The organism is Ollibium composti (assembly GCF_004801285.1).
GTDB lineage: Bacteria > Pseudomonadota > Alphaproteobacteria > Rhizobiales > Rhizobiaceae > Mesorhizobium > Mesorhizobium composti.
In genome coordinates, this window is sequence record NZ_SSNY01000003.1 from 322,972 (window position 1) to 347,900 (window position 24,929).

General features: G+C 63.6%; 20 protein-coding genes and 1 tRNA gene. 14 read left to right on the forward strand and 7 right to left on the reverse strand.

From position 1 onward, the window contains the following. Nucleotide 1: 1 nt before the first annotated feature. The 5 genes from E6C48_RS07285 (at nt 2) to E6C48_RS07305 (ending at nt 8,186) form a co-directional block, all read left to right on the forward strand. Nucleotides 2-1,885 carry an HlyD family efflux transporter periplasmic adaptor subunit gene (locus E6C48_RS07285; protein WP_136355581.1) on the forward strand — a complete coding sequence of 628 codons (1,884 nt, stop codon included), beginning with the start codon at nt 2-4 and terminating at the stop codon, nt 1,883-1,885. A 9-nt stretch (nt 1,886-1,894) separates the two neighbouring features. Continuing rightward, nucleotides 1,895-4,042 carry a zinc metalloprotease gene (locus tag E6C48_RS07290; RefSeq protein WP_136355583.1) on the forward strand — a complete coding sequence of 716 codons (2,148 nt, stop codon included), beginning with the start codon at nt 1,895-1,897 and terminating at the stop codon, nt 4,040-4,042. A 312-nt stretch (nt 4,043-4,354) separates the two neighbouring features. Continuing rightward, a complete protein-coding gene (locus tag E6C48_RS07295; protein ID WP_136355585.1) occupies nt 4,355-5,185 on the forward strand; it encodes a SapC family protein in 831 nt (276 codons plus the stop codon). Between the two features lie 98 nt (nt 5,186-5,283). Next, nucleotides 5,284-7,242 (forward strand): preprotein translocase subunit SecA, encoded by a 1,959-nt coding sequence (locus E6C48_RS07300; RefSeq protein WP_230978688.1) that lies wholly within the window; start codon nt 5,284-5,286, stop codon nt 7,240-7,242. Between the two features lie 167 nt (nt 7,243-7,409). Continuing rightward, nucleotides 7,410-8,186: an efflux RND transporter periplasmic adaptor subunit gene (locus E6C48_RS07305; RefSeq protein ID WP_168734473.1), complete on the forward strand. Its 777-nt coding sequence runs from the start codon at nt 7,410-7,412 to the stop codon at nt 8,184-8,186. Nucleotides 8,187-8,225: 39 nt separating this feature from the next. Here E6C48_RS07305 and E6C48_RS07310 read toward each other — a convergent pair. The 3 genes from E6C48_RS07310 to E6C48_RS07320 all read right to left on the reverse strand — a co-directional run bounded on the left by E6C48_RS07310 (nt 8,226) and on the right by E6C48_RS07320 (nt 11,661). After that, nucleotides 8,226-8,300 (reverse strand) — tRNA-Glu (locus E6C48_RS07310). 76 nt (nt 8,301-8,376) lie between these two features. Further along, the gene (locus E6C48_RS07315) at nt 8,377-9,552 is read right to left on the reverse strand and encodes a YcbK family protein (protein ID WP_136355589.1); all 1,176 of its coding nucleotides are present in this window, start codon (nt 9,550-9,552) and stop codon (nt 8,377-8,379) included. A 270-nt stretch (nt 9,553-9,822) separates the two neighbouring features. Further along, entirely contained in the window at nt 9,823-11,661 is a 1,839-nt protein-coding gene (locus E6C48_RS07320) for a PHA/PHB synthase family protein (protein ID WP_136355591.1), read from the reverse strand. 66 nt (nt 11,662-11,727) lie between these two features. Here E6C48_RS07320 and E6C48_RS07325 point away from each other — a divergent pair, with 66 nt between their 5' ends. From E6C48_RS07325 to recJ, 5 genes are all read left to right on the forward strand, one after another. After that, the gene (locus E6C48_RS07325; protein ID WP_230978689.1) at nt 11,728-12,171 is read left to right on the forward strand and encodes a hypothetical protein; all 444 of its coding nucleotides are present in this window, start codon (nt 11,728-11,730) and stop codon (nt 12,169-12,171) included. 43 nt (nt 12,172-12,214) lie between these two features. Beyond that, on the forward strand, nt 12,215-13,432 hold the full coding sequence (locus E6C48_RS07330; RefSeq protein WP_136355593.1) for an LL-diaminopimelate aminotransferase: 1,218 nt from the start codon (nt 12,215-12,217) through the stop codon (nt 13,430-13,432). 143 nt (nt 13,433-13,575) lie between these two features. Next, complete coding sequence (locus E6C48_RS07335) at nt 13,576-14,889, forward strand: homoserine dehydrogenase (protein ID WP_136355596.1); 1,314 nt, start codon at nt 13,576-13,578, stop codon at nt 14,887-14,889. A gap of 125 nt (nt 14,890-15,014) precedes the next feature. Then, the gene (gene glpX / locus E6C48_RS07340; protein WP_136355598.1) at nt 15,015-15,998 is read left to right on the forward strand and encodes a class II fructose-bisphosphatase; all 984 of its coding nucleotides are present in this window, start codon (nt 15,015-15,017) and stop codon (nt 15,996-15,998) included. A gap of 60 nt (nt 15,999-16,058) precedes the next feature. Next, nucleotides 16,059-17,846, forward strand: a complete 1,788-nt coding sequence (gene recJ / locus E6C48_RS07345) for a single-stranded-DNA-specific exonuclease RecJ (protein WP_136355600.1) — start codon at nt 16,059-16,061, stop codon at nt 17,844-17,846. 62 nt (nt 17,847-17,908) lie between these two features. Here the strand turns inward: recJ and E6C48_RS07350 are convergent, their stop codons facing one another. From E6C48_RS07350 to folE, 3 genes are all read right to left on the reverse strand, one after another. Further along, the gene (locus E6C48_RS07350; protein WP_136355936.1) at nt 17,909-18,877 is read right to left on the reverse strand and encodes a patatin family protein; all 969 of its coding nucleotides are present in this window, start codon (nt 18,875-18,877) and stop codon (nt 17,909-17,911) included. 83 nt (nt 18,878-18,960) lie between these two features. After that, on the reverse strand, nt 18,961-19,419 hold the full coding sequence (gene hisI / locus E6C48_RS07355) for a phosphoribosyl-AMP cyclohydrolase (RefSeq protein ID WP_136355602.1): 459 nt from the start codon (nt 19,417-19,419) through the stop codon (nt 18,961-18,963). A gap of 52 nt (nt 19,420-19,471) precedes the next feature. Continuing rightward, the gene (folE, locus tag E6C48_RS07360; RefSeq protein ID WP_136355604.1) at nt 19,472-20,110 is read right to left on the reverse strand and encodes a GTP cyclohydrolase I FolE; all 639 of its coding nucleotides are present in this window, start codon (nt 20,108-20,110) and stop codon (nt 19,472-19,474) included. Between the two features lie 224 nt (nt 20,111-20,334). On the opposite strand from folE, the gene E6C48_RS07365 reads away from it, so the two are divergent. Further along, nucleotides 20,335-20,781 (forward strand): iron-sulfur cluster assembly scaffold protein, encoded by a 447-nt coding sequence (locus E6C48_RS07365; protein ID WP_136355606.1) that lies wholly within the window; start codon nt 20,335-20,337, stop codon nt 20,779-20,781. A 91-nt stretch (nt 20,782-20,872) separates the two neighbouring features. Next, nucleotides 20,873-21,874 carry a purine-nucleoside phosphorylase gene (locus E6C48_RS07370; protein ID WP_136355608.1) on the forward strand — a complete coding sequence of 334 codons (1,002 nt, stop codon included), beginning with the start codon at nt 20,873-20,875 and terminating at the stop codon, nt 21,872-21,874. A gap of 75 nt (nt 21,875-21,949) precedes the next feature. On the opposite strand, the gene E6C48_RS07375 is transcribed toward E6C48_RS07370, so the two are convergent. Further along, nucleotides 21,950-22,999 carry an LLM class flavin-dependent oxidoreductase gene (locus E6C48_RS07375; RefSeq protein ID WP_136355611.1) on the reverse strand — a complete coding sequence of 350 codons (1,050 nt, stop codon included), beginning with the start codon at nt 22,997-22,999 and terminating at the stop codon, nt 21,950-21,952. Between the two features lie 224 nt (nt 23,000-23,223). On the opposite strand from E6C48_RS07375, the gene yidD reads away from it, so the two are divergent. Both yidD and E6C48_RS07385 read left to right on the forward strand, forming a co-directional pair. After that, entirely contained in the window at nt 23,224-23,589 is a 366-nt protein-coding gene (gene yidD / locus E6C48_RS07380) for a membrane protein insertion efficiency factor YidD (protein WP_136355613.1), read from the forward strand. A 147-nt stretch (nt 23,590-23,736) separates the two neighbouring features. Further along, entirely contained in the window at nt 23,737-24,915 is a 1,179-nt protein-coding gene (locus E6C48_RS07385; RefSeq protein WP_269142501.1) for a D-alanyl-D-alanine carboxypeptidase family protein, read from the forward strand. Nucleotides 24,916-24,929 lie beyond the last annotated feature (14 nt).

Here is a 24,929-nt window from a genome sequence, read left to right on the forward strand (position 1 = left end):
TATGAATGAATTGCTGAGGGGCCCGGCGCCGGGCCAGACGGATCCAGCATCAGGAACGGTGAGCTTCGCCGTTCTTGACCAGGCCCTGTGGCACAAGTTCCGCAACGCCGCAGGGCCGGAGGAATTCGTAGAAGCGTGGCTGGCGCTTCTTTGCCGGCAGATTCCGGGCGTGATGGCTGGTCTGGCCGTTCTCGGTGAGCCGGATATCGGCCCATTTACTCCGGTGGCATGGTGGCCCGACAAGGAAATCGTCGGTGTCGGCCTTTCCGCCATCGCAGAGAAGTCGCTCGCCCAGCGTCAGGGTGCCATTACCAGCGGCACGGGCCCGGACGGAGCGCAAACGGTTCGGCAGATCGCCCAGCCGCTCATCGTCGATGGGCGGGTCTATGGTGTGTGCGCGGTTTCCTCCACCGGGGATGAGATCGGCGCCAGCGAGACCTTGCGTCGCATGCAGTGGGCGGCAGGCTGGATGGAAGTCCTGTTGCGGCGCCAGATGCAGGCCGAGGACCAGGAAGCGCGCGAGCGCAGCCGCATCGCCTTTGACATGCTCGCGACCGTGCTCGACAACAGTGGTATTACCGCAGCGAGTACGGCCCTGGTCACGGAGCTTGCACTACGGCTCAACTGCGATCCGGTCAGCGTCGGCTTCGTCAGGCATCGCCGGTGTTCGGTGGTAGCGGTTTCGCATACCGCCGATTTCTCAAAGAAAATCAATCTTGTAAAAGATATTGCCGCAGCGATGGACGAGGCCGTTGACCAACGCGCCATCGTGCTGCATCCAGCGCGGGAAAGCTGGGAATATCGGGTCAGCCGCGAACATGAGGAACTTGCCCGGGAGCACAAGACTGGCGGCGTGCTTACAGTGCCGCTGCAGGCTGACCATCAACCGATCGGTGCGATTACCTTCATCAAGCCGGCAGGCCGAGAGTTCGATGAGGCCGAGGTCGATCTGTGCGACGCGGTGGCAGCCGTCGTCGGACCGGTGCTCGAGGAAAAGCGCCGCAACGATCGCAACATCTTCGTCAAGATCTGGGAAGCATTCGCCAGACAGGTCCAGCGGCTGCTCGGACCCCGCTACTTCGGTCGCAAACTCGCTACACTCTGTTTCGTCGCTGTAGTGGCCTGGCTTAGCGTGGCCACAACCGACCACACCGTCACGTCGCCGGCCATTGTCAGGGGCACGATTCAGCGGACGATCGTGGCGCCCTTCAACGGCTACGTAGCCAGCGAGAACGTGCGTGCCGGCGAAACGGTCCGGAAGGGCGACACGCTGGCGCAACTCGACGACCAGGATCTTTCCTTCGAGCGCTTGAGGCTCTCCACTTCGCGCCAGCAGCGGATCACCGAATACGACCGAGCGCTCGCCAAGTACGATCGCGCCGAGGCGGCGATCATCAAGACCCAGATCGAGCAGGCGGACGCGCAACTGAAGCTTATCGACGAACAACTGAGGCGCACCCGTCTCGTCGCGCCGTTCGATGGTTTCGTGGTCCAGGGCGACCTGAGCCAGTCGATCGGAGCTGCCGTCGAAAGGGGACAGGAGTTGTTCCGGATTGCGCCCCTCGATACGTACCGGGTCGTCATGGAAGTCGACGAAAGCGACATCGACGACATTGCGCTTAACCAAACCGGCGTGCTGCGCGTGGCCTCCCTGCCGCAGGAGCCCATGAGCTACCACATTGAGCAGATTACCGCGCTTTCCATGCAGAAGGACGGTCGGAACTTCTTCCAGGTGGAAGCCGCCCTGGACCATCCGAGTGCTCGGCTCAGACCGGGCATGGAGGGTATCGCAAAAACGGCGATCGACCGGCGTCTTCTTGTTATGAGCTATGCCGGCAAGATGCTGGACTGGGCCTACCTCGTCCTGTGGCGTTGGCTGCCTTAGGCCGAACCGATGGAACAGTCCTATTTCAGCTCGTCCTGGTATCGGGTCTCTGGCCTGAAGCTCAGGCTGCGCAGTCACGCCCGCATCCACAGAGCCATCTTCCGTGGACAGCTCTGGTATGTGCTGCAGGACAGGACGTCCGGCCGCTTCCACCGGTTCACGCCCGAAACCTGGTTCATCATAAGCTTGCTCGACGGCACGCGGACGATCCAGGAAATCTGGGACATGGCCTGCGCGCAACTCGAAGACAAGGTGATGACCCAGGACGAGGTCATCCAGCTTCTCGGACAGTTGCACACGGCCGACGTGCTATTCGGCGACGTGCCGCCCGACATCGGAGAACTCGCCGACAGGGGCAAGAAACAGCGCGACCGCAAGCTCATCATGAGCTTCATGAATCCGCTGGCGTTGCGCTTCGGCCTGATCGACCCCGACAAATTTCTGCAAGCGACCCTGCCGCTGATAAGACCGCTCTTCTCCTGGGTGGGCGCACTCGGTTTCTGCCTGCTTTTGGGCTACGCCATTGTGCTCGCGGGGGTGCACTGGAGTGCGCTTACCAAGGACGTCACGGATCGCGTGCTGTCGGCGGAGAACCTGATCCTGTTGCTCATCGCCTTTCCGATGATCAAGGCGGTGCACGAACTCGGCCATGCCTATGCGGTAAAGCGGTGGGGCGGCACTGTCCACGAAATCGGTGTGATGCTGCTCGTCTTCATGCCTGTGCCCTATGTCGATGCATCCGACAGCCTCGCCTTCCAGAACAAATGGCACAGGGCGCTGGTCGGCGGTGCGGGAATACTGGTCGAGATCGTGCTCGCCGCGCTGGCGTTGATTGTCTGGATCAACGCGGAACCCGGGCTGGTGCGGGCCTTCGCCTTCAACGTGATGCTGATCGGCGGCGTGTCGACGCTTGTCTTCAATGGCAACCCGCTGCTCAAGTTCGACGGCTATTACGTGCTCTCCGACATTATTGAGATCCCGAACCTCGCCAGTCGTGCCAACGCCTATCTCGGTTACCTGGTTCAGCGCTATGCGTTCCGGATACGCTCGGCCACTTCCCCCGTCACGGCGCCGGGGGAGGCGGGCTGGCTCTTCTTCTACGGGCTCGCTGCCTTCTTTTACCGGCTTACCATCACGGCGGCGATCGTCACTTTCGTCAGTCGGCAGTTTTTCATCGTGGGGACGCTTATCGCAGTGTGGGCGGTCATACTGATGCTTGGCGTGCCGGCCGCGAAGGGAATGTGGTTCCTGCTGACCAGCCCGGTACTCCGGCATAATCGCGGACGGGCCTTCGGCGTGCTTTCAGGCACGATCGCCGCGCTTGCGGTGGTACTGTTCCTGGTCCCGTTACCGCATTCGACGATCGCACAGGGAATAGTCTGGTTACCCGGCAACGGCATCGTCAATGTCGGGGCCGATGGCGTCGTGAAGGAGGTTCTGGCCGCTCCGGACAGCGAAGTGGCGCCTGGGATGCCCTTGGTCAGGCTGGAGGACCCGCTGCTTTCGGCCAAGGTCGAGCTACTGACGATACGCGTCCGGGAACTGCGGGTGAGGCTGGGCAAGCAGGATATAGCGGATGAAGCCAATTCGCTCATCATCAAGGAGGAGCTTCGGCTGGCGGAGGCCGATCTCGCCTTGGCCACGGACCGGCAAAAATCGCTCACCGTGCGCAGTCAGGCTGCCGGAACTTTCATCCTGCCAGGGGCGACCGACCTTGTCGGACGCTTCCTGCACCGCGGCGAGACGGTGGGTTACGTCGCCGAGTTCGACCATCCGCTGATCCGGGTCGTCGTGCCCGAAGATGAAGCGGATCTGGTACGCAGCCGCACCCGTGATGTCAGCGTGAGACTGGTTGGCGATATGTGGCGGGCCGTTCCCGCCAGCGTTATCCGGGAAGTGCCGGCGCTGAGCGACTCTCTGCCGAGCGCCGCCTTGAGCACCGCCGGCGGCGGCGCGATCTCGCTTGATCCGACCGACCCAAAGCAGCGCCGTGTGGTTGCCAATCTTCTCCATCTCGATTTGCGCCTGGATAAGGATCGAACCATTCCGCGTATCGGCAGTCGCGTCTATGTGCGCTTTTCATATGGGACGGAACCGCTTGTAGGGCGTCTCTATCGAGGTTTTAGGCAGGTATTCCTGCGCGTTTTCCAAATATGACTTAACGAATATTATTGATAAAATAATGTATTGTTTAGATTAGAAGATATTATCTATGATAAAATTTTGGGAACAAAGGTGATAACTTTGATATTATATCGTAGTTTTAATCGACGGGTAAGTCTCTCTGTTCGATTCGACGGTTATCTTGGTGTTAACGATTCTTTGTAGCCTTTTGGAATCTGACTGGACAGCGAAGCCATGAACGTGTTCCATTGCTATCCGGGGGAGCCAGGCGGCGAAAATAAGTAAATATCATTTCAGCCTGCAGATGGCGTCGGGATTCTCCTTGGATTAACGAGGGAGTGTTTCATGTCCACACAACTGCTTTTCTATCAAAATGCAACGCCAGTCAGTGCCGAGCGCCACAGGGACCTCGCCGTCAAGGCGGGTGTCAGCTACCGTTTTGCAAGCAGCGTCAACTCCGTACCGCTCACGGCGGTCGAGTTTGCCCAGGCAGCGGCTGAATATCCGATCGTCTTCGCCGGTACCGACGATGCGGTCATGCCGGTCGTGGTGCTCGGTGCCCAGCAAACCGAGAACCTATTCATCAATGACGAGGGCGCCTGGCAGGGCAAATACATACCGGCCTTTGTCCGCCGCTATCCTTTCGTCTTCTCCACCGACAAGTCAGGCAAGACCTTCATCCTGCACATCGATGAGAGCTTCGAGGGTTGCAATCGGGAAGGGCGCGGCGAGCGACTGTTCGACAATGACGGACAGCAGACGCAGTATCTGAAGGGCGTCCTGAGCTTCCTTCAGGATTATCAGGGGCGCTTCCAGCGAACCAAGGAGTATTGCGACAGGCTGAAAGCGCTCGACCTTCTGCAACCCATGCAGGCACAGTTCAACCTCAACAGCGGCGAGCGTCGGTCGCTTTCGGGTTTCATGACGGTCAACCGGGACAAGTTGAAGGCGTTGCCCGATGCCGATCTGCTCGCCATGTTCCGCAACGACGAACTCGAGTGCACGTACCTGCATCTGCATTCGCTCCGCCATTTCGGCGACATGATCGAGCGCATCGCCACGAGGGGAACTGCATCCGAAAGCGCGGCCGAACCCATCGAAATCGGCAAGGAAGCATCACGGCACACATCCAAGACGGCTGGCCGCAGTGCCAAGGCCGAGGAAGTCTCGGCATAGCTTACTGCCGTGCGAAGACAGACAGATATTAGGATCCCCGGGGGCCGAGGTGCAGACACCATCCCCGGGGCAGTACTCTGCCTGCGGGGTGAAGTCAGGTGAGCGAGCAAGCGCAAGGGCGGCCGCTGCCCGCCCTTGAACGGTATGCTGAACGGGCTGACCCGCGACAGCATTGGCTGGATCCGATCGAGGCAGCCGTCACAGCGGCGCCAAGTGCGTTTCTTAGGCGGCTGTGGCGATCGCGGATCGGCGGGCTGGTCGGCGACGTTGCCGCGCTCGAACCGGAGCTCAAGCAGGCGTCGGATGCTTATCTGGCGCGACGTGCTCGCGAGGTGCGAGCCGCGATGCGCCGTGACGGACTGGACGACCGGCTTGTTGTTGGCCTCTTTGCGCTGGTGAGGGAGATTTCCCGCAGAACCGTCGGGCTGCGGCATCACGACGTCCAGGTTCTCGCGGGTCTTTCAATGATCGGGGGAGCCGTCGTCGAGATGGACACAGGCGAAGGCAAAACGCTCACCGTTGCCTTGCCGGCCGCGGCCGCTGCCTTTGCCGGGATGCCCGTGCATGTTGTGACGGTGAACGACTATCTCGCGGCGCGTGATCACGGCGCGTTGTCGCCCGTCTTCGATTTTCTGGGCCTTTCCACCGGTGTCGTCACCAACGGGCTGTCGCCAGCGGAGAAGGCTGCGATCTATTCCCGCGATATCGTCTATGCCAGCAACAAGGATATTGCGTTTGACTATCTGCGCGATCGCATTGCGCTCGGCATCCGTCCGAATTTCCTCCGCACGAGGCTCAGAGAGTTCGCTCGTGACGCCAGCGTCGGCCAGCGAGTGGTGATGCGCGGGTTGCATTTCGCCATCGTCGACGAGGCCGACAGCGTGCTTGTCGACGAGGCGCGAACGCCGCTGATCATCTCAAAGGAAACCGACGCAGGCGAAGAACGGGAGTGGGCGCAACAGGCCTTCCGGCTGATCGAGGATATGGAGCCTGACCTCCACTACCGGATGCGGCCCGAAGAGCGACGGATCGAGCTCACCGATGCCGGACGAACGTACCTTGAGCACAGGGCCGAGGCCATGGGCGACATCTGGCTGAATCGTATCCGGCGCGAGGAGGGGGGCCGCCAGGCGCTGTCGGCCTTACATCTCTTCCGCAAGGGCGAACATTATCTCGTCCAAGACGGCAAGGTGCAGATCGTCGATGAGTACACCGGCAGGATCATGCCGGACCGCTCCTGGAGTGACGGGCTGCACCAACTAATCGAATTCAAGGAAGCATGCGAGACGACGAGCAGGAAGCTGCCGATGGCCCGTATGACCTATCAGCGCTTCTTTCGACGCTATCTTACGCTGTGTGGCATGACCGGGACCGCGCGCGAAGTGTCGAATGAGTTGTGGTCGGTCTATCGACTCGGCGTCGTTCGCATTCCGCCGAACGTACCATCAAAGCGTCGGGATCTCGGCGTCACCATCTGCGCCAGCCAGGACGAGAAGTGGCGCTGCATCGTCGAGCGCGTGAGGACGTTACATTCCAGCGGCCGGCCGGTGCTGATCGGCACGCGCTCGGTGCTCGCCTCCAACCAACTCAGCCGGTCCTTGATGGAGGCCGGGCTCGAACACGAAGTGCTCAATGCTGAGAACGTCGCGCGCGAGGCCGGGATAATCGCCGAGGCGGGACGCCGCGGCCGCATTACCGTGGCCACCAATATGGCTGGCCGCGGCGTCGATATCGCTGTCGACCCCGATCTTCTCGATCATGGCGGCCTTCATGTCATATTGAGCGAATTGCACGACGCGGGGCGTATAGACCGTCAGATGCAAGGGCGAACCGCAAGGCGCGGCGAGCCAGGCACGACCGAGGCGGTGCTTTCCATGGAGGATCCGCTGCTCGAACTTTTGTCGGCGCGCCTGCCGCGCCCGCCGCATTTCGGCCGGATGCTTTTTCATCTGGCTCAGCGCCGGGCCGAGCGCGCCCACAGGCGGGATCGCAAGAACCTGCTCGCACAGGACGGGCGGCTGGGTGTGCTCCTGGCATTCTCGGGAGGAAAAGAGTGATGTCGGCAAGGTCTTCGGCCCGGCGAATAAGGTTTACTGCGGCGCAGGATCTTCGCTCTCGGCAACCTCCCGACAGAGGAAAGGCGGTCGTCCGCAGGGACGAGAAAGTCGGCTATCGCAGATTGGCTCTGGCGGTGGCGTCACGGTTGGCGGCAGGATTGGTTTTCATGGCTTCGGCGGCTACCTCGGCACCGGCCGAATCGTTCGACTGCGTCATCGATCCTGCAATCGTCGTCAAGGTCGGCAGCCAGGTCCCCGGTCTGCTCGATTCCGTCCTCATCAACCGCGGCGACAAAGTCACAGCCGGAGAAGCGATCGCGACGCTCTCATCGAAAGTCGAGTCGGCGACGGTGGCGCTGATGACTGTGCAGGCTGGGAGCACAAGCGAGATTGAAGCACAAAAAGCGCGCCTGGACCTTGCGCAGAACAAATTGTTGCGCATCGAGGAACTGGTAAAGCGCAACATATCGGCGAAGAGCGACCTCGATGCCGCGATTGCGGAGGCAGAGGTTGTAAAACGGGAGTTGGCACTCGCGGAAATGCGTAAGCGTGCTGCGGAACTGGAACTTGCCCGGGCGCAAGCCGTGCTCGACCAGAAGACCATCCGCAGCCCTATTACCGGTGTCGTGATCCAGCGGTCTCTCTCCAAAGGAGAGTATCTCGACCAGGACGGACAACTCGCTACGATCGCCCAACTCGATCCCTTGTTTGTCGAGTCTTTCCTTCCAGTGAGCAAGTTCGGCAGCATCAAGTTGGGCATGCCGGCAATCGTCACGCCTAATGAACCGATCACGGGCACTTATGAAGGCACCGTCAAGGTCGTTGATTCTGTGTTCGACGCCGCCTCCAGCACATTCGGCGTGCGTGTGGAGCTTTCCAATGCCGGCCAAAAGCTACCCGCCGGCCATCGCTGCAGGGTTTCGTTCGATGGCACGACGGATTAACGGAAACGACGAAAGGAGGTAACCTCAGGAAAAGAAGGTTGGTACGCCCAAGGGGAATCGAACCCCTGTTACCGCCGTGAAAGGGCGGTGTCCTGACCGCTAGACGATGGGCGCAGCCAAGCGCGCTTATAGTTGCGTTGAACGCGGCGGGCAACCCCGTGCAGCGCGCTTATGACGAACTTTTTCGCTGTTATTTGCGCCGGCGGCAGCGCCAGTTCCAGTCGCGTTCCGGGCCGACGTCGACATGCACAGATTCGGTGTGGCAATAGGTACCGACCCCGCCGCGGCCGGGCATCGAGCGCACATAGTTCGCCAGATCCCATTTGCTGACGCCGGGAATCTGGATATCGGCCGCCGCGCAGTACATATGCAGCGAATTCTTGGCGCCGCGCGCGCGGCGGTTGCGATTGGGATCGCGATAGCCGGAGGTGACGATCATCTTGCGTCCGTAATGCCCCTCGATGGTCTTTAGCACCCGGACCAGCGAGGGTTTCAGGCAGGCGACGTCAACGCCTTCGGTCTGCTTGAGCAGGCCATTGGGCGCGAGCCGCGCCATGCCGGCGGCGGACGCGACCTGGTAGGGGCCGCCTTCGTCTTCGTTGAGATCGACGTCGCTGTCGTCGTCGATGCCCGACCGGCGCCGGATCTCGAACAGCGCCGTCTGGCGCACGCCGGGCAGGGCGTTCTCGGAACCGAGCGAGACGAGCGGCTTGGTATCCCCGCCGGTGGAGGCGAGCTGGACGATCGGCGTCACCGCCTGGCGCGCGGCGTCCGGCTCGATGATCGGCTGCGGCTGGCGTGCCGGCGCCGGAACGATCGGTGTCGGTGCCGGCTTTGCCTTCGCCGGCGACGAGCCAAAGAACGCGGCGAGGAAGGTTTTCTTCGGCTTCACCGGCTCGGCGGCCGGCATCTCGCCGGCCGTAACATAGACCGCGTTGTCGGTAGCCGTTTCCGACGCGGCGGTCGCCTGCTCGGCCTGTTTTGTCGCAGATGCTTCAACATCGCTGGCCGCGATCTTCTGCGCCGCGGCGGTGGTCTCTTCGGCGCTTTGCGCCGGCGGCACCAGCGGCTGCGGCGTGGTGCCGGCGATGGATTGCGCCTCGACCGGCGCGGGAATGGCGAGCTCGGCTGGCGTGCCGGGTTTCTGCGTCGGGAAATAGGCGATCTGCTCGGGCAGGGCGGTGTCGCCTTCGGCGCTCATCAGCGCCTGCGGGCCACTGGACGCCGTCGATTCGCCCGCTTCCGGCTGGGCTGATGCGGCCGCGATATCGCCGGCTGTCGCATTGTAGCCCGGCATTCCGACCGATAGCGACGGATTGTTGACGGCGGTGCAGGAGGCGGCGAGCACGGATAAAAGAGCCGCCAAGACAGCGCGGCGTCCTTCTCGTGCGAGACGCGATCCCGTTGAATTCAATGCGTTTCCCCCTCGCTATCCGCCTCGGATGACCAGCAGCGCGCCGTTTGCATGGCGGCTTCCGCATGGTCGTGTTTCCGCGATCGGAAACGAGATATGTATCAAATCCGCCAGCCTCGACGAAAAACGTCAGCAGCAAGCAGATAGAGTCAATTTCATGCTTGACCGTGACCATTTCGCCCGCTTTGCGGACGCCGTCAACTCACCACACATTACAGCGTGTTACACGCGCACCTTGACATAGCTGCCGGGTGCGTCGCCCAGCGTCTTGGCGCCGGGCTGGCGTGCCGGCACACGCGTGGCGTCCTGATCCTCGATCCAGCGCTGCCAATGCGGCCACCAGGAGCCGGCATGTTCATGGGCAGCGGATAGCCAGTCTGCCAGCGAGCCGACAGCCTTGCCGCCGGTCCAGTACTGGTATTTCTTCAGCGAAGGCGGGTTGACGACGCCGGCGATATGGCCGGAGCCGGAAAGGACGTACTCGACCTCGCCGCCGAAATAGCGGCTGCCCTCGAAGGCCGATTTGGCCGGTGCGATATGGTCTTCCTTGGTGGCGAGATTGTAGACGGGAATGGTTATGTCGGAGAGCGACAACGTGCGGCCCGCCAGTTCCATGCGCCCGGCCGACAGGTTGTTCTCCAGATAGCAGTTGCGCAGGTAGAAGGAGTGGTTGGCGGCCGCCATGCGGGTGGAATCGGCGTTCCAATAGAGCAGGTCGAAGGGCAGGGGCTCCTTGCCGCGCATATAGTTGTTGACGACGTAGGGCCAGATCAGGTCGCCCGAGCGCAGCATGTTGAAGGCGGTCGCCATCTTGGTGCCTTCCAGATAGCCGCGCTCGTTCATCGCCAGTTCGAGGGCGGCGATCTGTTCCTCGTCGACGAACACCTTGAGGTCGCCCGCATAGGTGAAATCGACCTGCGTGGCGAAGAAGGTGACGGAGCGGATGCGGTCGTCGCCTTCCTGCGCCAGGAGGGCGAGTGCCGCAGCGAGCAGCGTGCCGCCGACGCAGTAGCCGATGGCATTCACCTCACGCTCGCCGGTGGCCTTCTCGATCATGTCCAGCCCGAACTGAATGCCTTCGCGCGTGTAGGCTTCCCAGGTCTTGCCGCCGTGCCGTTCGTCCGGATTGACCCAGGAGATGACGAACACGCTATGGCCCTGTTCGACGGCCCAGCGGATGAAGGATTTCTCCGGGTTGAGGTCGAGGATGTAGAACTTGTTGATCCACGGCGGGCAGATCAGCAGCGGTCGCTTCAGCACCGTTTCGGTGGTCGGCGTGTACTGGATGATCTCGGCGATGTCGCTGCGGCCGATCACCTTGCCGGGTGAGACGGCGATGTTTTTGCCGATCTCGAAGCGCGTGTTGTCGGCCTGCCTGAGTTTCAGGTCGCCCTTTCCGGCGGTGATGTCCTCGGCCAGCATCTTCATGCCGCGCACAAGGTTCTCGCCGTTCGAGGCGATTGTCTCGCGGAACAGCTCGGGATTGGTCAAAACGAAGTTGGACGGCGAGATCGCGTTGGTGACCTGCTTGACGTAGAAGGTCGCCTTGTGGCGGGTGTGCTCGTCCATTTCATCGGCATGTTCGGCGAGATCGGCCGCCCAGCGCGCGGTGACCAGATAGGCCTGCTTGAGGAAGTCGAAGAAGGCGTTCTTGCCCCATTCGGGGTCGAGGAATCGCTTGTCGCCCTTTTCGGGTTTCACCACGTCTTCGACCTCGGCGCCGCCGCTGACGCGGTCGATGGCGTTGGCCCAAACCTGCATATAGCCGGAAAACAGCCGCGTCTGCGCCTCCAGCGCGCGCGAGGGGTCGGACAGCCAGTATTCGGTCAGCTTGGAAAAGGTCCGCACCATGTCGGCGGCTGGCTCGGCGACATGGTCGCTGCGTTCGCCCTTCTCGCGCGGCTCGGCCCAGGCGGAGGCGGCCTTGCCGGCCTGTTCGATCATGCGCGCGATGTTGAGCGCGAACCGCTCCGGATCCTTGACCAGATATTGCTCGACGGATGGGGTGTCCGGAGCCTCGGTCTTGCCGGCGTCTTTGCCGGATCCGGCTGTGCTTGGCATGATGGACGCGGCTCCTCCCTGAAGCGTTTTCTTGACACATTATCATGAGACGTCGGATACGGTCCAATGCCGATCAACAGCGGCCAGTCCGACTTTCGGGGCAAGACAATGAGATATCGCGCCGGCCAGCCTGCCATCTTCGTCCTTGGATCGTTTTGCCGCAGCCTTGCAGCGACCGTTTTGCTCGTGGCGGCCGCCGGCTGCACCAGCACCGGCATCGAGGACGCGGCCCCGCAATCGGCGACGGTAACCGGGCCGAAGGACACCGGCAGCTACCCCAACCTCAACATTCCTCCCCAGCAGGCGGCCGAGCAATTCACCGATGCCGACAAGAACGCCAAGCTGGCGGCTCTGCAGGCGGACCAGACTGCGGCCAACGCAGCTGCGGGCAATACGGCCGGCACACCCGATTCGGCCGAACTCGACAAGCTGGCCAAGACGCATGCCTCGGACACGTTGAAGCAAATCGAAGGCAAGTGCGATCCCGCCCTCGACCCTACCTGCAAATAAGTGTATATCGCGCGCCCAATCCCTCCTTCGACCGGAAACTGACATGGAAGAGTTTCACAAGGTCCGCCGGCTGCCGCCTTACGTCTTCGAGCAGGTCAACCGGCTGAAGGCCAGCGCGCGCTCGCGCGGCGCCGACATCATCGATCTCGGCATGGGCAATCCCGACTTGCCGACGCCGAAGGCGATCGTTGACAAGCTGGTCGAGGTGGTGCGCGATCCGCGCACGCATCGCTATTCCTCCTCGCGCGGCATTCCGGGCCTGCGCCGCGCCCAGGCCGCCTATTACGCCCGCCGTTTCGGCGTGAAGCTCGATCCTGATACGCAGGTGGTCGCCACGCTCGGCTCGAAGGAAGGCTTCGCCAACATGGCGCAGGCCATCACCGCGCCGGGCGACGTCGTGCTGTGTCCCAATCCGACCTATCCGATCCACGCCTTCGGCTTCATCATGTCCGGCGGCGTCATCCGCTCGATGAAGGTCGAGCCGGACGACGGCTTCATCCCGGCGCTGGAACGCGGGGTGCGGCATTCCATCCCGAAGCCGCTGGCGCTCATCCTGAATTATCCGTCCAACCCGACGGCGCTTGTCGCCTCGCTGGATTTCTACAAGGACGTCGTCGCTTTCGCCCGCAAGAACGACATCATCATCCTGTCGGATCTCGCTTATTCCGAGATCTATTTCGACGGCAATCCGCCGCCTTCGGTGCTGCAGGTGCCGGGTGCGATGGACGTGACCGTCGAATTCACCTCGATGTCGAAGACCTTTTCCATGCCCGGCTGGCGCATGGGCTTCGCGGTCGGCAACGAGCGGCTGATCTCGGCGCTGACGCGTGTGAAATCCTATCTCGATTATGGCGCCTTCACGCCGATCCAGGTGGCCGCGACCGCCGCGTTGAACGGCGACGGCGCCGACATCGCAGAGGTGCGCGACATCTACCACAAGCGCCGCGACGTGATGGTGGACGCGTTCGGCCGTGCCGGCTGGACGATACCTGCGCCGGCGGCTTCTATGTTCGCCTGGGCGCCGATCCCCGAACAATTCCGGCATCTTGGCTCACTCGAGTTTTCCAAGCTGTTGATCGAGCATGCCGACGTGGCAGTGGCGCCCGGCGTCGGCTTCGGCGAGCACGGCGACGATTATGTGCGCGTCGCCCTGGTCGAGAACGAGCACCGGATTCGCCAGGCCGCGCGCAACATCAAGAAGTTCCTGGCATCCAGCGCCAAGCAGCCGAACAATGTTGTGCCGCTCGCGGCGCATCGCTAGATCGCCGTGCGTCCTTTCAGACGCACAAAGGATGATCTAGCACTTTGATTGAGCATCGGAATATTCCGAAAACCGGATTCCACTTTTCGGTCCGATGCTCTAAACAGCCCGCATCAGCGACGAATCCGGGGACGGCGCCTATCATGGCCGAAGCATTGCGTATTGGAATTGCCGGGCTCGGCACGGTTGGCGCGTCGGTTGCGCGCGTACTGCGCGACAAGGCCGGTGAACTCACCCGCCAGTGCGGCCGCCCGATCACCGTCACCGCGGTTTCGGCGCGCGACCGAGGCAAGGATCGCGGCGTCGATCTTGGCGATGTCGCCTGGTTCGACGATCCGGTCGAACTCGCCCGCTCGAACGGCATCGACGTGTTCGTCGAACTGATGGGCGGCGATGAGGGCGCGCCGCGCGAGGCGGTCAAGGCGGCGCTGGAAGCCGGTCGCCATGTCGTCACCGCCAACAAGGCGCTGCTGGCAATGCACGGCGTGGCGCTGGCCGAGATCGCCGAGAAGAAGGGCGTCCTGCTGAACTACGAAGCGGCGGTGGCCGGCGGCATCCCGGTCATCAAGACCATGCGCGAGGCGATGGCGGGCAATTCCGTGTCGCGCGTCTTCGGCATCCTCAACGGCACCTGCAACTACATCCTCACCCGCATGGAGGCCGAGGGCCTGACCTTCGAGGCCTGCCTGAAGGATGCGCAGCGGCTGGGCTATGCCGAAGCCGACCCGACCTTCGACATCGAGGGCAATGACACGGCCCACAAGCTTTCCATCCTGACCAGCCTCGCTTTCGGCACCAGGATCGCCGCCAACGACATCTATCTGGAAGGCATTTCCAACATCACCCAGGCCGATATCCGCGCGGCGAGCGACCTCGGCTATCGGATAAAACTGCTGGGCGTGGCGCAGCGCACGGAAAGCGGCATCGAGCAGCGCGTCCACCCGACCATGGTGCCGACCGCTTCGGTGATCGCGCAGGTGCATGGCGTCACCAACGCCGTCGCCATCGAGACCGACATTCTTGGCGAACTGCTGCTGTCTGGCCCCGGCGCCGGCGGCAACGCCACGGCGTCCGCCGTGGTCGGCGACATCGCCGATATCGCCAAGAGCCGCCCCGGCTTTCAGCACGGCCCGGTGTTCGGCCGCCCGGCAAAGGAGCTGAAGCCCTACAAGAAAGCACAGATGCGCAGCCATGCCGGCGGTTACTTCATCCGCCTTACCGTGCACGACCGCGTCGGCGTCTTCGCCGCCGTCGCGCGACGCATGGCTGACAACGACATCTCGCTGGAATCGATCGTCCAGCACGCCGCCGGGACGAACGGCGACGACAAGAAGACCGTCATCCTCGTCACCCACGAGACGACCGAGGCGGCCGTGCGCAAGGCCGTCGACGGCGTCACCAAGGACGGTCATCTGGTCGACAAGCCGCAGGTGATCCGCATCGAGCGTGCGGGCTAAGCTGATCGCCTTTCAATCGATTGATATTCCTGCGTTTTCGAAAAAGCGTGGGAATGGCCTTGCCGTTGTCGCACGGCTTTGACAAAAGGCGCCCGCATCAGGCCGGAAGCCAGAGGATATTGCCCATGACCATCGCCCAGACCCTTTCCACCGGCCTCGACCGCGTGCTGACCATGGAACTGGTGCGCGTCACCGAGCGCGCGGCGGTGGCGGCTGCCCGGCTACGCGGGCGCGGCGACGAGAAGGCGGCCGACCAGGTCGCCGTCGACGCCATGCGCCAGGAACTCAACCGGTTGGCGATCCGCGGCACGGTGGTGATCGGCGAGGGTGAACGCGACGAGGCGCCGATGCTCTACATCGGCGAAGAGGTCGGCACCGGCAAGGGACCGGCCGTCGATATCGCGCTCGATCCGTTGGAAGGCACGACGATCTGCGCCAAGAACCTGCCGAACGCGCTGGCGGTTGTTGCCTTGGCCGAGAAAGGTAGCCTGCTCAACGCGCCCGACGTCTACATGGACAAGATCGCCGTCGGTCCGGGTTACGCGGCCGGCGTCATCGACATCGACGCGCCTCCGGCAGACAACATCGCCGCCGTCGCCAAGGCCAAGGGCGTGCCGGTCGGCGAGGTCACCGCCTGCATCCTTGATCGCCCGCGCCACGCCAGGCTGATTGAGGCGGTGCGCGCTACGGGTGCTGCGATCCGCCTGATCGGTGACGGCGACGTCGCCGGCGTCATCCACACCACCGATCCGGACGAGACCGGCATCGACATCTATCTCGGCACCGGCGGCGCGCCGGAGGGCGTGCTGGCGGCCGCCGCATTGCGCTGCACCGGCGGGCAGATGCAAGGGCGACTGATCCTCGATACGCCGGAGAAGGTCGAGCGCGCGGCGCGCATGGGCGTGGACGATCCGCGCCGCATCTACCGCGCCGAGGATATGGCTCGCGGCGACGTGCTGTTTGCCGCCACCGGCGTCACCGACGGCAACATGCTGGCCGGCGTCAAGTTCGGCCGCACCTTCATCACCACCCACACCATCGTGCTGCGCTCGTCGTCCCGCACGGTGCGCGAGATCAAGGCCCGGCATCAGGATCTGGAAAAGTTTTGATTTCGCCCGGCCGAACGGCGCATAGTGCCCCGCACGCAGGATAGGCGTGCGGCAGCTGTAATGGCGGGTGAAAAGCGTTTCTTTCTCGATGTTCGGCGGTCTGCGACTGGCCTGGCTTGGGCGCATCGGCTGAGCGAGCGCCAGGACATGGCGGCGTTGGCCATCGCCCAGGGGCAGGGCGTGCCCGATATCGTGGCGCGCGTGCTTGCCGGCCGCGATGTGCTGGCGCACGAGGCAGCCCGCTTCCTCGATCCGACGATCCGCGACCTGCTGCCCGATCCGGCCTCGCTGACCGATATGGAAAAGGCCGCCGCCCGCCTCGCCGAGGCCGTCATGGCCCGGGAAAAGGTCGCGATCTTCGGCGACTACGATGTGGATGGCGCTTCGTCCTCGGCGCTGCTCAAGCGCTTCCTCGGACATTTCGACGTACCGTCCGAAATCTACATTCCCGACCGCATCTTCGAGGGGTACGGACCGAATCCCGATGCGATGCGCGAACTGGTGTCGCGCGGCGCAAGCCTGATCGTCACAGTCGACTGCGGCACCAACAGCGCCACCTCCATCGACGCGGCGAAGCAGGCCGGCGCCGATGTCGTCGTACTCGATCATCATCAGGTCGGCGGTACGCTGCCGGCTTCCGCCGTCGCCGTCGTCAACCCGAACCGGCAGGACGACCTGTCGGGGCAGGGGCATCTCTGCGCTGCCGGCGTCGTGTTCCTGGCGCTGGTGCAGACGGCGAAGGTGCTGCGCTCCCGCATGCCCGGTACGCCGCCGCCGGACCTGCTCTCGCTGCTCGATCTGGTGGCGCTCGGTACCGTCTGCGACGTCGTTCCGCTGACGGGTGTCAACCGGGCCTTCGTGGTCAAAGGCTTGCAGGTGATGCGCCAGCAGTCCAACCCCGGCCTTGCCGCGCTGGCCAATGTCGCGCGCATCGGCGAGCCGCTCGGCGCCTTCCACCTCTCCTTCATGATCGGTCCGCGCATCAATGCCGGTGGTCGCATCGGCGACGCCGCGCTCGGCAGCCGGCTGCTTGCGACAGACGATCCGGTCGAGGCGCGCGCGATCGCCGAAACGCTCGACCGGCTGAATCAGGAACGGCAGGCGATGGAGCAGGAGATGCTGGCCGAGGCGCGCGCCGAAGCGGATGCCGAACTCGCTGGCGGGCAGGGGCCGGCGGTGATCGTCACGGCGAGCACTAACTGGCATCCGGGCATCGTCGGGTTGCTCGCCTCACGCCTGAAAGACTATGCCCGTCGTCCGGCTTTCGCCATCGCTTTCAATGCCAACGGCGTCGGCACCGGCTCAGGCCGCTCCGTAGCCGGTTTCGACCTCGGACGGCTGGTGCGTGAAGCCACGGAAGCCGGGTTGATCGTCAAGGGCGGCGGCCATGTCATGGCTGCCGGCATCACCGTGGACCGTTCCATGCTCGGCACCCTGCGCGCCTTCTTCGAGGAACGCGCCGCGGCCGACGTTTTCCGTCTCCAGGACGAGGAAAGCCTGCTGGTCGACGCGGCACTCGCCGCCGAGGGTGCGACGCTCGATCTGGCGGACACGCTGGAGAAGGCGGGGCCGTTCGGCGCCGGCCATATCGCGCCGCTGTTCGTGCTGCCGCGCCACCGGCTGGCGGATGTGCGGCCGGTTGGTACCAATCATGTGCGGGTCGATCTGTCGTCCGAGGCGGGAGGCCGGCTGCAAGGCATCGCCTTCCGGGCCGCCGGCACGCCGCTCGGCGAATTCCTGCTCCGCAACAGGGGCGGCACCGTGCATGTCGCCGGTTCGTTGTCGGTGAACCACTGGAACGGCAGCCGCAACGTGCAATTCCGCATCGTCGATGCGGCTCAGGCCTGACTATATCTTTGTTTTCCGCAATTCCGGACGGAAAACCGCTTCACACTTTTCCTGGAATTGCTCTACACCAGCGCCGTCTGCAGGCGCTCCAGTTCGCCGATACGCGCCGTCGCCGCCTCATAGCCCATGCGGATGGCTTCGTCGGCGCGGTGAAACTCGGTCATGCCGACATGGCCGAGTTTCGGCTGCAGCGCGAGGTCGGGCGGGTCACCGGCAAGCCGCGCGCGCGAGATGCGGTCCTGGATGATGTTGAAGGCTTCCACCATGACGCCGGTGATGCCGAGCTTGGTTTCGCGCGCCTGGTGCTCCAGGTCTGTGCCTTCCGGCTGCGGCGCATCCTTCTCGGCGACGAACTCGCCGGCATTGTGCCGGATCACCGCGGCGCGGCCGAAATTGTCGTTGTTGAGATTGACTGCCACCACCAGCGGCTGCTCGTAGGCGCGGCAGACCGACACCGGGACCGGATTGACCAGCGCACCGTCGACCAGAAGACGGCCATTGCAATTGACCGGCTCGAACACGCCGGGCAGCGCATAGGAAGCGCGCATGGCCGCGATCAGCGAGCCGGCGGTCAGCCAAATCTCGTGGCCAGTGCGGATTTCGGAAGCGACGCAGACGAACGGCTTGGGCAGGTCTTCAAGGCGCACGCCTTCCAGATGCTGGCGCAGCCGGGCGTCGAGCCGCATGCCTCCGAGCAGGCCGCTGCCGCCGAGCCGGAAGTCGAGCAGGCCGAACATGCGCCGACGGGTCAGGCCGCGGGCGAATTCCTCCAGTTCGTCGAGCTTGCCCGCGAGATAGCAGCCGCCCACCAGCGCACCGATCGAGGTGCCGGCGATCATCGAAATCTCGATCCCGGCCTCGTCCAGGGCACGCAGCACCCCGATATGGGCCCAGCCGCGCGCGCATCCGCCGCCGAGCGCCAATGCGATCCCGGCCTTCTTCTGAAGCCGAAAGCCGGCGAGGCTGCCGGAGGAGAAGCCATCGGCTTCCCGAACGTCCGGTCTGCTACGGAATGACGCCCATTCGAGCATCATTTTCTCCCTTGTCCCACGGTTAGCCTACAGGCGGGCCGTATCGAAATGGTGAATCTATGGCGGGAACTGGGCAAAGGGATTCACGAAGGATTTCGATACGTTTCTTCCGCATCGAACAGCGGCGCGCTGCCGTCGCTGGCAAGGGTTGCCTTGCCGTCCTTCAGCCCCACCGTCCGATAGAAACAAGAACGTCTGCCGGTATGACAGGTTGCATCGTGGCCCAACACATTCACGCGCAGCCAGACCGCATCCTGGTCACAATCCGTGAGCACGGCGACGACCTTCTGCACGTTGCCGGACGTCTCGCCCTTTTTCCACAGCGCCTTGCGCGAACGCGACCAGTAATGCGCGATGCCGGTTTCCAGCGTCAGAGCCAGTGCCTCGGCGTTCATGTGCGCGACCATCAGCAGCTTGCCGTCGCCGGCGTCGGTGACGACGGCCGTGACCAGCCCGTTCGCGTCGAAGCGCGGCGTGAAGACCTCGCCGTCTTCGAGCGTCTTCTTGTCGGAGGAGGGAGGATCGAACTCAAAGGTCGGCATGCTTGACTGCCGACCTCGGCCGGCTCCTTTCCTGTGACGACGACCCGGCCGCTTAGCCGATGCCGCCGCCGCGCACCATGGTGACGAAGCGCAGCTGCTCTTCCGGATGGTCGCGGAAGACGCCGGTGAAGGTCGAGGTCAGGGTGGTCGAGCCCTGCTTGCGGATGCCGCGCATAGCCATGCACATATGCTCGGCCTCGATCATGACGGCGACGCCGCGCGGGTTGAGCACGTCCTGGATGACGCCGGCAATCTGAGCCGTCATCGCTTCCTGCGTTTGCAGGCGGTGCGCGAAGATGTCCACCACGCGGGCAATCTTCGACAGGCCGACGACCTTGCCATCGGGCAGGTAGCCGACATGCGCCTTGCCGATGATCGGCACCATGTGATGCTCGCAATGCGAATGGAACTGGATGTCCTTGACCAGCACGAGATCGTCGTAGCCGGCGACTTCCTCGAAGGTCCGGCCGAGCTCGTCGGCCGGGCACATGTCGTAGCCGCCGAACATCTCGCGATAGGCTTTGGCGACTCGCTTCGGCGTATCGACCAGTCCCTCCCGGTCAGGATTATCGCCCGTCCAGCGGATCAGGGTGCGAACGGCGACTTCAACCTCGGCCTGGGTCGGCCGGTCGGTCACCGGCTTGTCGAGGTAAACAGAGGGCGGCATGATTTTCTTGGCAACGGCGTCCATCAAAGGCGTCTCCCGTAGTCCCTTGCGCGAAGGGACGAGTTGAACGGACCACAGCCTTCCACGGAGCGGTTGCCCCGAAAGCGGCGTGACATGGTTCCGGGTCTTGGATGCGTGGATCGCCTTGCCGTTCCCGGATTGCAACCATTATATATGGTGGTGCCGAGCGAATGAAAGGCTGGCCAGCGGCAAAGCTTGTTCGCTGTGCGGCGATGGACCGGAAAATCATGATCGACGACGTCTACAACGCGAAAATTCTCGGTTTTGCCGGCAACATCGCCCGTATCGGTCATCTCGATCATCCTGATGCCACCGCCAAGGCGCACTCCAAGCTGTGCGGCTCGACGGTCACCGTCGACCTGAAGATGCAGGACGGCGTCGTCACCGATTTCGCCCATGAAGTGAAGGCCTGCGCGCTCGGCCAGGCCTCGTCGTCCATCATGGCACGACACGTCGTCGGCGCAACGGCCGAGGAACTGCGCTCGTTGCGCGAAACGATGCTGAAGATGCTGAAGGAAGGCGGCCCGCCGCCGGCAGGCCGTTTCGAGGAACTGAAATATCTGGAGCCTGTGCGCGACTACAAGGCGCGCCACGCTTCCACCATGCTGACCTTCGACGCCGTGGTCGATTGCATCGGCCAGATCGAGGCCAGGCACGCTGGCGAGGCGGCCTGACATTCACAACTTTCTTGAGACGCGCACGTCGCCGGCCAGCTGACGTTCGGATAGGAACGGGTGGTTATCCCTCGTTCCTCCCGGAGGCTCCATGTTCTTCAAAACGCTTGGTCTGGGCGTTCTCGCTCTGGCCGCTCCCGCTGTTGCGATGGCACAGCCGATCGCTCCGAAGGTGATGGTCATCACCATGTTCGGAGCGGAAACCAAGCCGTGGCTCGACAATCTTCAACTCTCCGAAAAGGTCGCGGTGCCGGGCCTGGCTGCAGACGCGCCCGAAGTCTCCTGCAACGGCGACCTGTGCGTGATGACAACGACGATGGGCTTTGCGGACGCCGCGACCTCGACCGCAGCGGTCGCCCTGTCAGACAAGTTCGACCTGTCGAAAACCTATTTCATCGTGGCCGGCATCGCAGGTATTGACCCGTCCAAGGGCACGCTTGGTTCGGCCGCCTGGGCCGACTATGTGGTGGACGGTGGGCTCTTCCATCGCATCGGCAAGGCCGACGCGCCTGCCGACTGGACCTCGACGATCGTCGAACTCGGTGCCAAGGCGCCCGGCGAAAAGCAGGGCTGGGGCGCCGGCACGGAAGTCTATGAAATGAACAAGGCGGTCCTCGATGCCGCGGTCGCTGCCAGCAAGGACACCGAACTTGCCGACAGCGAGGATGCCGCCGCCTATCGCGCGCTTTATACGCAAGAGGCTGCCAGGGCCAAGCCGGGCGTGACGGTCTGCACGACCGTATCGGCGGACACCTACTGGCACGGCGCCGAGATCGCGAGGGAAATGGCGGCCCACGCCAGGACCCTGACCGACGGCAAGGCCGACTACTGCACCAGCCAGATGGAGGACAATGCGACGCTGACGGCGCTGAAGCGCGCGGCGAACGCCGGAAAGCTGGATTTCAACCGCGTCGCGGTGTTGCGCACGGCTTCCAATTTCGACCGACCCCATGACGGCCAGGGCGCGGCCGAATCGCTTGCCGCCAAATCCGGCGGCTTCGGTCCGGCGACCGAGAACGCCTTCCGCGTCGGCAATGCCTTCGCGCAGGACATTGTCAAGAACTGGGACCGTTACGAAGCTGGCCTCAAATAGCCGGTGACTGGCATAGAAAAAGGGCCGGCAGCAGTGCCGGCCCTTTTTTGTCGGTTTTGCAGCTATTCGCAGGCGTCAGGCGGCCTTGTCCTTCTCTGCCAGTATGTCTCGTACCATCGGGATCACCTTGGTGCCGTAGAGTTCGATGCTTTTCATCATCTTCTCGTGGCTGGTGGTGCCGGCCGAATATTTCAGGTCGAAGCGGTCGTTGCCGAGCGCCTTCACAGTTGCGGCGATCTTCTTCGCCACGGTTTCGGGCGAGCCGGCATAGGTCGAGCCGAGTTCGATCTCGCGGATGAAGCTGTCCTTGGTCGTCTCCGGCCAGCCGCGCTCCCGGCCGATGCGGTCGTGCATGGCCTTGTAGCCGGGCCAAAGCTCCTCGCGCGCCTGCTCGTCCGTCTCGGCGACGTAACCCGGCGAATGAACGCCGAGCGGCATAGCCTCCGCGCCCATTTGCTGCTGGGCGCGCTTGTAGAGATCGACGAACGGCAGGAACCGCTTCGGGTCGCCGCCGATGATGGCGAGCGTCATCGGAATCCGGTAGTGCACGGAACGCACGACCGATTCCGGCGAGCCGCCGACACCGATCCAGGCGCTGAGCTTGCCGCTTTCGATTCGCGGATAGACGGTGACGTCCTTGAGCGGCGGCCGGAGTTCGCCGTCCCAACTGACAGGGCCGTTGGCGAGCAGCGCCGCGAACAGGTCGAGTTTCTGCTCGAACAGCACTTCGTAGTCGCTCAGCTTATAACCGAACAGCGGAAAGGATTCCGTGAAGGAGCCACGACCGAGGATCACCTCGGCGCGCCCGTTCGACAGCGCGTTGACGGTCGAAAAGCGCTCGAAGACGCGGATCGGGTCGTCGGACGACAGAACGGTGACGGCTGACCCCAGCTTGATTCGCTTGGTGCGGGTGGCGATGCCGGCCAGCACAACTTCCGGCGCCGAGACGGCGAAATCGCCGCGATGATGCTCGCCGACGCCGATAAAATCCACGCCCACCTCGTCGGCGAGGATCGCTTCGTCCACCACGTTGCGGATGACTTCGGCCTCGTGCAGCAGCTTGCCGTCGGCACCGACGGTGACGTCGCCGAAAGTGTCCATCCCGAATTCTATTGGCTTGGTCATGGTCGTTCTCGATCCGTGGGAAATCCGGCCCGGCCGGTCGCGAAAGGGGCGCTTGGCCGAAGGGTTCGGACGATGCGCCAGGTTGTTTGCAGGGCAAGATAGGGGGCGTTCCGGCGTTATTCAAATTGAACGGACAGCACTCACTGTTCACTCCTGCTTGACGATAGCCTCTTGACGGCTGGTCATGCCTCGCGCCACGAGGGCGAAGCGCCTATCTTGAGCCCATGCACGACCATCCTCACGCAAAGCCGGCCGCGAACCGCTCCCGCAACTGGGCCGGGCCGTGGCCGCGTACACCGGCGCGCCTTGCCGGTACCGGGCTGGTGCGGCTCTATCAACTCACTCTGTCCGGCTTCGTCGGCAACACCTGCCGCCACATGCCGACCTGCTCGGAATATGCCTATGAGGCGATCGCCCGGCATGGCCTGTGGGCAGGCGGTTGGCTGGGCCTCTTCCGGGTGCTGCGCTGCGGGCCGGGCGGCACACACGGCATCGACAATGTGCCGGAGCGGCTGACCGCCGATCTCGCCTGGTGGGCGCCCTGGCGCTACTGGCGGGTGGGCAAAAAGCGCGGCGGGACTGTCGGATGAGCGGTGTTCGCCACGCCATATGCCGCAATCGTTAATCTTCGCTTCATGATTTGTTAGCGTGCCCTTAGCACAGTCCGGCGGAAGGTCGCCGGTCCGCATCACGATGCGCGCCCCGCTGGCCGTTGTTGCTTTGGGGAGAGGGGACCAATGCGGGTCTTTACCGAACGGCGTGTCCGGCATGTCTTTGCGATCCTGTTTACGGCCGCGGCCGTGAGCATTAGCGCGGGTGCCGCAATGGCCACGTCATGGGTGGTCCTCGATGCCGACAGCGGCGTCTTTCTGGGCGAGGACGGCGGCAATCACGTCCAGCCCCCGGCTTCCTTGGCCAAGATGATGACGCTCTACCTGACGTTCGAAGCCTTGCACGATGGCCGCCTGCACTGGAACGACCGCATTACCGTTTCGCGCAACGCCTCGGCCAAGATCCCGATGAAGCTCTGGATCAAGCCGGGCAATACGATCAGCGTGCGCGAGGCCGTGGACGGCATGATCGTCATTTCCGCCAACGATGCTGCTGCCGCCATCGGCGAGCATCTGGCGGGATCGGAAGCCGCCTTCGGCCGCCTGATGACGAAGCGCGGCCGGCAACTCGGCCTGAAGAACACGGTCTTCACCAATCCGTCCGGCCTGTCCGACGGGCACCGGCAAGCGACGACGGCGCGCGACATGGCGCGGCTGGGCCGCGCCTTGCAGCGTGATTTTCCCAGGGAATACAAGCGGTTTTCTCAAACCTCCTTCGTCTATCGCGGGAAGCGGCTGAGGGGCCACAACAACCTGATGTATCGCTACGACGGGGTGGACGGCATCAAGACCGGCTTCACCAATCTGGCCGGCTACAACATCGTCAGTTCGCTTAACAGCGGCGGGCGCCATCTCATCGGCGTGGTGCTGGGCGGCAGGACCGCGCGCAAGCGCGACGACCGGATGGCGGCGCTTCTGAGCCGGTTCAGCAGCAAGAGCGCCGCCCAGCCGCAGATCGCCATGCGCGTGCCGTTGCCGACGCCACGGCCTTTGCAGGACGTCGCCATGGACGATTCTCTCATCGAGCAGGGTGACGGCGGCGTGGTGCCGGCGATCTCCGCATGGAAGATCCAGATCGCAGCGCTTCCCAGCGCCGCGGCAGCCCGCGCGTTGCTCGACAAGGTCTCTGCGCTGGCAGGTTTCGCGCGGGACGGGCTGACGGCGAGCGTCGAGCCGGTCGTCGCCGGTGGCAAAAAACTCTACCGCGCCCGCTTCGATGGCTTCGAGGATCACACCGCTGCCGGAAAGGCATGCGCCGCGCTCAAGCAGCGCAAGTTCGACTGCATCACCGTCGAGGCACCCTGAGAGACATGGATGCG